This is a genomic window from Caulobacter sp. P1_B12_2 (assembly GCF_056406675.1).
In genome coordinates this window covers 1-7,132 of record NZ_JBFTZS010000381.1, presented here as the reverse complement: position 1 = coordinate 7,132, position 7,132 = coordinate 1, and the positions used below count along the sequence as shown (strand labels likewise).

The window sequence follows — 7,132 nt, the reverse complement described above, 5'->3', positions numbered from 1 at the left end:
GGCCCAGGTGCACGAGACCTATATCGTCGCCCAGACCCGCGACGGCGTGGTCATCGTCGACCAGCACGCCGCCCACGAGCGCCTGGTCTATGAGCGGATGAAGGGCGAGATGGCCGCCGGCGGGGTCGCCCGCCAGGCCCTGCTGCTGCCCGAGGTGGTCGAGCTGGACCCCGCCGAGGCCGAGCGCGTCGTCGCCCGCGCCGACGAGCTGGCGGCCCTGGGCCTGGTCATCGAAAGCTTCGGCCCTGGCGCGGTGCTGGTCCGCGAGACCCCCGCCCTTCTGGGCAAGACCGACGCCGCCGGCCTGGTCCGCGACATCGCCGACGACCTGGCCGAGAACGGCCAGGCCCTGGCCCTGAAGGAGCGCCTGGAAGAGGTCTGCTCCACCATGGCCTGCCACGGCAGCGTCCGGGCCGGGCGGCGGCTGAACGGCGCGGAGATGAACGCCCTGCTGAGGGAGATGGAGGCGACGCCGCACTCCGGCCAGTGCAACCACGGGCGGCCGACTTATGTGGAGCTGAAGTTGGCGGATATTGAGAAGCTGTTTGGGCGAAGGTAGGGGGACAAGGTTGGCTTTCGACCCAACGATTCCCGACTACCCGAAATCTCCGCAAATATGGCAAGCTTTTCCATGCTGCGATCGTGACGGGGCATGACGACCACGCTCCTAGTCCCACGTGCCGCGAGAAGCCAGAAAGCCGAAGGCCATGGTTAGCGCAGGTCGACGACCTTATTTTCAAAAGCGCGTTGGGGTACTTCGTGACCGCCTCGGCGCGGACTTAGCCACCACCGACACCGAGGAGTTCCTACAATTGTTGTGGGCAATAGGTGTCTTGCAGGGTGGTGACCCTGCCCCCGCCGTACCCTTCATCCGCTTTCCACCCCAAGCGGCGACAAACCATTTCACCAGCAGATACACGGTGCATCCCTGGGAACTAGAGACGCTCACCAACCTTGCTGTGGAAACACCCAAAGCTGAGGGGGCGTCGACCCCAGCCGGTCGGGACTTCGAAAGCGCCTCCCGCTTTGTCAACGCTCTGCGTAATCTTGAGAACGTGGAAGCCGGAGCCCATCTTGAGCCTGGCGCCATTTTCAAAGAAATGCACCGCATCGGCCAGAGACAGTTCGGCTGGCAACGCGGATATGCCAACAATCCTGATGTCTATCGATCCATTTATATTTATGGACAAGGCAGATGCGCAGAATTCTTTGAACAACGCTATGGAATATCGATCGAATCATTCACGAAGGCGGGATTTGCTCTTTTTGCCGCACTCTCCGATCACCCGGCGGCGGAGCGTACAATCGATCTCCGCGAAATCGGTATCACTCCACAGATGCTCGCATCAACGCTCGGATTGCTGGCTTTGCCCTCAAGCCAAGCGGGCACCATCCTTGCTGAAACAGTCGCTGCCGCTGGCGCACTCGATCTGCCGACTGCCTACAAACCGAGCCTTCTACGCCGTTGGCCGATCTTGTCCTTCGGAGAGCAAGACGAGCGTCTGCGCGCGCCACTTCCCACTCTAGTTTTCCAGCGGATCAGTTCGGGGCTCTACTACGATCTTCTGGCAGGTGGAGGCACCCTGCGCAGTGAAACTGCACGGCGCTTTGAGACCTACTGCATAGATTTGATGCTCGCTACTCTGCCAGGGCTGACAATCTCGCCAGAATATCGGTACCGGCGTGGTGGACCAGGAGATGAAATCGATAGTCCTGACATTTTGGTCGCCGATCAAGAGCGCTTGACCCTGGCGATCGAATGCAAAGCAACCAAACTAACCTTTGCCGCACAATTCGCCGACGAACCGGCCATTGCCGCAGCGGCCAAATACRACGAACTGGGCAAGGGCGTCTTTCAACTTTGGCGCTACTTTTCACATTGCCGAAGAGGTTTAACTCATCACATCGTCGATGCCGATACCTGCGGCCTAGTGTTAACTTTAGACACTTGGCTGGTAATGTCCCACGAACTTCAAGAACATGTTTTGTCCAATGCTCGACTGCGCGCGGAAGCCGAGCCTGACATGACGGCGGAAGATCAGCGGAAAGTTAGTTTCGCAGCAATTCAGGATTTCGAACGTCTTGTCCTACAAACCGATGAGGCTGGATTGTTTCGCACGCTGGCCGCAGCCAAGGAGGAACGCTTCGTGGGCTGGCTGCTACCCGACGTGCGCCGTGACAATGAAGTCCCGCTCGCCGAGCCGAAATCGTATCCGTTTGACCCTGGCGAATTACTTATCTGGTGGGGCGAATTGGATGCTCTTCGCGACGCCTCGTCCGCCCCGGATGCGGCCACGCCTTAAAGCCTTGGTGGATGGGAGCTCTGGGGACTGACCGAGTCAAGGACTGGCCTCCGGCCAGCCGCGTCGCGGCGGCGCGGCGCGCCGTCCTTGACTCGGTCAGTCCCCAGAGCAGGCTGGCAGCCAAGGTTTCAAGGCGCGGCCTCGCCGCTGCGGGCGACGGGTCGGGAGGGGCTGGGCCTTGCTCTTATAAGAACCGTCATTCCCGCCCTTGTGGCGGGAACCCCTGGTTCAGCCGACGGTGAGACSCCKTGGCGCGCTGGCGCGCCGCTCCYCCGCCCTTGCGGCGTATAGAGGGGTTCCCGCCACCCTCTCAGGTCGGCGCATAATCAACCCACTTCAAGGCGATGGGGAGGGCGCTAAGGCCTGCGACCTTCGCGGCCTTGGGGTGCGGTCGAGCGGGCGCGCTCGTCGGCGGCGGTTCGCTCTCAAGGCGGGCCGCGACCCTCGTCATCTGGTGCCGGCCGGGCACGGAACACGGATACGGCGTTGATGAAGGGGCTGGCGGCGCGACAGGCATGGGGCGACCCGTGCGTTCAGGGACCGGGCAACGCGAGCCCGGCCCGCCCGTCGGGGGCCAAGACTGGCGAGGCCTGAACAGGGCCGATCGCCGGACGCTCCTGGATAACGATCGCGCGGAGCGTCGGTCCTGGTCGAAACGGTATTTGTCTACAAAGCTTCCGGGCTTGGCCCGGCGCTCCGCGTCCCTCCCCGAACTTCAGCGGCTGTCCGCGTGAGGCGGCGAAGTCGTGTCACGTCGCAAGGAGAACCATGAAGAGTTCAGCCCGGCTTGCCCCGGAAGATCCGGTAGCCCTTCTCGTGGGCGATCGCCAGCATCTCGCGGTCGCCCGAGGTGTCGCCATAGGCGGCGGCCAGCGACAAATCGTCGCCGAAGATCTCCTTCAGGCGGATCACCTTCTCCGGGCCCCGGCAATTGGCGCCCAGCAGGGGGCCAAGCACCTTGTCGTCGGCGCCGATCATCAGTCTCGAGCCGATCAGCAGGTCGGCGCCCAGGCCGCGGGCGAACGGCGCGACCACCAGGTCGGGCGAGGCGGTGACGATCACCAGCTTGGCGCCCTTGGCCCGCCAGCGCCGCCAGACGGCAAGGGCGTCGGGCCGGAACAGCTTGGGGGCCTCGGACTGGGCGAAGGCGCGCGCCTCGCGCTCCAACTGCTCGGTGGACACGCCGCGCAGGAACTCGCGAATGGCGGCGGCCTTGATCTTGCCGCGGTTACGATCGAACACATAGCCGACGGCGGCCGGGAACAGGCGAACCATGCCGATGAAATGCCGCCCGGGGCTGACCCGCCACTTCAGGAAGGCCGTAAAGCTGTCGCGGACCGTCAGAGTGCCGTCGAAGTCGAAGGCGACCAGGGGCGGGCCCTCGTGCAGATCCCCGGTCATCGGGGTCGAGGCCGACAGGCCTCTCGCCATCAAAGAAGAACGGGCCATCAGTGAACGTTTCGCCATTCGTCTCCGCGCTCACGCGCCCCGCAACCGAGCCCGTCTTGCATCACGATTCCGCTTTTGCCGCTAAGCTCTTCGCGGATTTCGCGGCGCTAGCGCCATGCCGGCCGACGGAGCGAACCGCCTTCGGCTTGCGTTGAGGGTCTGGAACGCCATCTTAGAGAAGAATTCCATGAAACCGTATGCATCATCCACGAACTTGGGGGCTGTAAATCGGCTCCAAGGCTTGTGCCGTGCGTCCGGATCGGGGAATGTCAAGGATTAGACAACTCCCGGCGGATATCCTGCTGCCTCGGTGGCGGGATAGGCGCTAAGGAGTCGGTGGTTCCGGCTTCGGCCTGGACCGCCCTAGCGTGAGAAGCGACCATGACGAAAGCCGCGAGCGGCGACACCAAGAGCACTCTGTATTGTTCTTTCTGCGGAAAGAGCCAGCATGAGGTGCGCAAGCTCATCGCGGGCCCGACTGTGTTCATCTGCGATGAATGCGTCGAACTCTGCATGGATATCATCCGTGAAGAGCACAAGATCGCCTTCGTGAAGTCCAAGGATGGCGTGCCCACGCCGCGCGAGATCTGCGAAGTCCTGGACGATTACGTGATTGGGCAAAATCACGCCAAGAAGGTGCTCGCGGTCGCGGTGCACAATCACTACAAGCGCCTGAACCACGCCTCGAAAAACAACGACGTCGAGCTGGCCAAGTCGAACATTCTGCTGGTCGGTCCGACCGGCACCGGCAAGACGCTTCTGGCCCAGACCTTGGCCCGAATCATCGACGTGCCGTTCACGATGGCCGACGCCACCACCCTGACCGAAGCCGGTTATGTGGGCGAAGATGTCGAAAACATCGTGCTGAAGCTGCTGCAAGCCGCCGACTACAAYGTCGARCGCGCCCAGCGCGGCATCGTCTACATCGATGAAATCGACAAGATCAGCCGCAAGTCCGACAACCCGTCGATCACCCGCGACGTGTCGGGCGAAGGCGTGCAGCAGGCCCTGCTGAAGATCATGGAAGGCACCGTCGCCTCCGTGCCGCCGCAGGGCGGGCGCAAGCATCCCCAGCAGGAGTTCCTGCAGGTCGACACCACGAACATCCTGTTCATCTGCGGCGGGGCGTTCGCGGGCCTGGAGCGCATCATCTCGGCGCGCGGCCAGGGCAAGTCGATCGGTTTCGGCGCCAAGGTGGCGGATCCGGAAGAGCGTCGCACGGGCGAGATCCTGCGCGGCGTCGAGCCCGACGATCTGCAGCGCTTCGGCCTGATCCCGGAATTCATCGGCCGTCTGCCGGTGATCGCCACTCTGGAGGACCTCGACGAGGCCGCCCTGGTGAAGATCCTGACCGAGCCGAAGAACGCCTTCGTCAAGCAGTACCAGCGCCTGTTCGAGATGGAGAACATCGGCCTGACCTTCACCGACGACGCCCTGCATGGCGTCGCCAAGAAGGCCATCCTGCGCAAGACCGGCGCGCGCGGCCTGCGTTCGATCATGGAAGGCATCCTGCTGGRGACCATGTTCGAGCTGCCCAACTACGAGGGTGTCGAGGAAGTGGTGGTCAACGCCGAGGTCGTCGAAGGCCGGGCCCAGCCGCTGCTGATCTACGCCGAGAAGAAGGGCGGGGCCGCTTCGGCCTAAACGCCTTCCCTACGGCGAGCGAAATCGAGCGCGTCCGGCCTTGCCGGGCGCGCTCTTTTCATCACACCGGACCGTGTCCTGTTGTGACGCTCGGCGTGGATGGGGCGCGACCAGACGGGCCGCGCGGCAGGACTTAGGCGTCCACGATCGCGCGTCAGCATGGATCGTGCACGGTGAAGCCGGGCAGGGGGCATGGCCGTTGCATCTTGGCCAGTAAGCCGCGACCCGTCGCCGCTACCAGGCGAGTGCGCTTGAACCGTGTTGCAAAAGGTCCACATAAATAACGAACATCCGCTCAGTCCCGGGCGGACGGGTCGTACGACTCAGGCGCATCGTCTGGGTGACGGCGGCCCGCGTGGCTGAACGCGAGATCAACGCGACGGCCAGGAGTAAAAGGCATCATGTCTGAGATTCGTACGCTTCCTGTGTTGCCCCTGCGGGATATCGTTGTGTTCCCGCACATGGTGGTTCCGCTCTTCGTCGGTCGCGACAAGTCCGTACGCGCCCTCGAAGAGGTGATGCGCGGCGGCAAGGAGATCCTTCTGGTCACCCAGAAGAACTCGGCCGACGACGATCCGGCGCCGGGCGACATCTACGACGTCGGCGTTCTGGCCACCGTCCTGCAATTGCTGAAGCTGCCCGACGGCACCGTGAAGGTGCTGGTCGAGGGCAAGGGCCGCGCCGCCGTGGTGCGCTTCACCGACCAGGAGGCCTATTACGAGGCCCAGGTCGGCGAGGTGAACGAGGATCAAGGCGTCGGCCCCGAGGCCGAGGCGCTGTCGCGCGCGGTCGTCGAGCAGTTCGAGAACTACGTCAAACTCAACAAGAAGGTGCCGCCCGAGGCCCTGGCCTCGATCCCGCAGATCGCCGAGCCGGGCAAGCTGGCCGACAGCATCGCCGCGCACCTCTCGGTCAAGATCGGCGACAAGCAGCACCTGCTGGAAATCTTCGACGTCGTGAAGCGCCTGGAGAAGGTCTTCGCCCTGATGGAGGGCGAGATCTCGGTGCTGCAGGTCGAGAAGAAGATCCGCTCGCGCGTGAAGCGCCAGATGGAGAAGACCCAGCGCGAATATTACCTGAACGAGCAGATGAAGGCGATCCAGCGCGAGCTGGGCGACCCCGACGATCAGCGCGACGAGCTGATCGAGCTCGAAAAGCGCATCAAGAAGACCAAGCTTTCCAAGGAAGCCCGGGCCAAGGCCGAGGGTGAGCTGAAGAAGCTGCGCAACATGAGCCCGATGTCGGCCGAAAGCACCGTGGTCCGGAACTATCTGGACTGGATGCTGTCGATCCCGTGGGGCAAGGCCAAGACCAAGAAGATCGACATGCTCGAGGCCGAAGCGGTGCTCGAGGAGGACCACTACGGCCTGGAGAAGGTCAAGGAGCGCATCCTTGAGTACCTGGCCGTCCAGGCGCGCACCAACTCGCTGAAAGGCCCGATCCTGTGCCTGGTCGGCCCTCCGGGCGTCGGCAAGACCTCGCTGGGCCGCTCGCTGGCCAAGGCGACCGGTCGCGAATTCGCCCGCATCTCGCTGGGCGGCGTGCGCGACGAGGCCGAGATCCGCGGTCACCGCCGGACCTACATCGGTTCGATGCCCGGCAAGATCATCCAGACCATGAAGAAGGCGAAGACCACCAACGCCTTCATCCTGCTGGACGAGATCGACAAGATGGGCAGCGACTATCGCGGCGACCCGTCCTCGGCCCTGCTCGAGGTGCTGGACCCGGCTCAGAAC

Annotated in this window: 5 protein-coding genes; 4 read left to right on the top strand and 1 reads right to left on the bottom strand. The window is 63.5% G+C overall.

Annotated features, from left to right (window positions below):
* Together AC1DZ6_RS19610 and AC1DZ6_RS19605 are read left to right on the top strand one after the other, a co-directional pair.
* On the top strand, nt 1–559 hold a 559-nt coding region (locus tag AC1DZ6_RS19610), incomplete at its 5' end, for a DNA mismatch repair MutL family protein (RefSeq protein WP_477098816.1).
* Between the two features lie 148 nt (nt 560–707).
* Nucleotides 708–2,303 (top strand): hypothetical protein, encoded by a 1,596-nt coding sequence (locus tag AC1DZ6_RS19605; RefSeq protein WP_477098815.1) that lies wholly within the window; start codon nt 708–710, stop codon nt 2,301–2,303.
* Nucleotides 2,304–3,080: 777 nt separating this feature from the next.
* Here AC1DZ6_RS19605 and AC1DZ6_RS19600 read toward each other — a convergent pair.
* Nucleotides 3,081–3,752: an HAD-IB family hydrolase gene (locus AC1DZ6_RS19600; RefSeq protein WP_477098814.1), complete on the bottom strand. Its 672-nt coding sequence runs from the start codon at nt 3,750–3,752 to the stop codon at nt 3,081–3,083.
* 381 nt (nt 3,753–4,133) lie between these two features.
* On the opposite strand from AC1DZ6_RS19600, the gene clpX reads away from it, so the two are divergent.
* A complete protein-coding gene (gene clpX, locus AC1DZ6_RS19595; RefSeq protein WP_477098813.1) occupies nt 4,134–5,396 on the top strand; it encodes an ATP-dependent Clp protease ATP-binding subunit ClpX in 1,263 nt (420 codons plus the stop codon).
* A gap of 401 nt (nt 5,397–5,797) precedes the next feature.
* Nucleotides 5,798–7,132: LON peptidase substrate-binding domain-containing protein (locus AC1DZ6_RS19590; RefSeq protein ID WP_477098812.1), on the top strand; the 1,335-nt coding region annotated here is incomplete at its 3' end.

Coding starts and splice junctions, on each gene's coding strand:
- AC1DZ6_RS19600 (WP_477098814.1), bottom strand. CDS start 3,752: ATGGCCCGTTCTTCTTTGATGGCGAGAGGCCTGTCGGCCTCGACCCCG.